This window comes from Acinetobacter sp. TUM15064, from assembly GCF_008980265.1.
Taxonomy (GTDB): Bacteria; Pseudomonadota; Gammaproteobacteria; order Pseudomonadales; family Moraxellaceae; genus Acinetobacter.
In genome coordinates this window covers 1-1,048 of sequence record NZ_BKFU01000156.1, presented here as the reverse complement: position 1 = coordinate 1,048, position 1,048 = coordinate 1, and the positions used below count along the sequence as shown (strand labels likewise).

The window sequence follows — 1,048 nt, the reverse complement described above, 5'->3', positions numbered from 1 at the left end:
CTTAGATTAGCATTTGAAGTGCAACACCATGTTGTTGCCATAATACCTGACTCGGACTTTTAAAGCTGAGTCTTTTTCTTGGGCGATGATTCAAACGTTGAGTGATTTCTGAGATATATTCATCCGTATAGGCATTTAAATTACTGCCTTTTTTAATGTATTGTCTGATTAAACCATTTGTATTTTCATTCGTGCCTCGTTGCCAAGCGCTATAAGGATCAGCAAAATACCAGTCTAGTTCTAATTCTTGAGCAACATACTTATGCAGACTGAACTCCTTACCATTATCTGCGGTAATAGTCTTTAGCTGATCTTTGATTGGCTTAAGAAGGCTGATAGTTGTTTGGCAAATTTCCTCTGCCTTGCGTGAGCTACACTTTTTCAGCCATAAATAACCTGTCTTCCGATCCACAATAGAGACCAATGATTGCTGATGGTTCTTACCAACAATCGTATCTATTTCCAGATCACCAAAGCGATTCCGCCGCTCAATCTCGATAGGTCTGTCATGAATACTTTTACGATTACTCAGCTGACCACGGGTTTCAGGAGAGCCGTATTTCCTCTTTCTTTGATTTCTGAAACGTAGGTGATGAAAGAGTGTACCGCCATTGTTTTTATCCTGTCGTATAAAGCGATAAATTGAATGCAAACTGACTGGAACATGAGAAGCAATCTGTTCAGGACTCCATTGAAGATCAAGATAAGAGATGACATGTGCCCACATTTCACAAGGGATTCTTTTAGGATTGGAGCAGTGACGTCTTCGAGCTACTTTATTGGCATGTTTAGCGAAATAGCCATTTCTAGCTCGATTACGTTTGATTTCCCTAGAAATGGTTGAAGGTGAACGATTCAGTCTCCAAGCGATATAACGTTTAGAAAAACCTTCACGTAACAATGTATAAATCTGATATCGTTCTTCTTGGGTAAGATGAGTATAGTTCATGATGCAACTTTGACTTTGGTCGGTCGGAAGCAAAATGCTAGCTCATCTTGCTTCTTTCCAATAATTTAATCTCTGTTGCACTTCATTTGAGAATCTAAG

General features: G+C 39.1%; 1 protein-coding gene. It reads right to left on the bottom strand.

Features of this window, described 5'->3' with window-relative positions; all coding sequences use genetic code 11:
• Position 1: 1 nt before the first annotated feature.
• A complete protein-coding gene (locus GBI16_RS18160) occupies positions 2-949 on the bottom strand; it encodes an IS30 family transposase (RefSeq protein ID WP_119065102.1) in 948 nt (315 codons plus the stop codon).
• Between the last annotated feature and the right edge of the window lie 99 nt (positions 950-1,048).

What these genes read in the sequence shown, in the direction of transcription:
- GBI16_RS18160 (WP_119065102.1), bottom strand. Translation starts at nt 949, where the DNA reads ATGAACTATACTCATCTTACCCAAGAAGAACGATATCAGATTTATACA.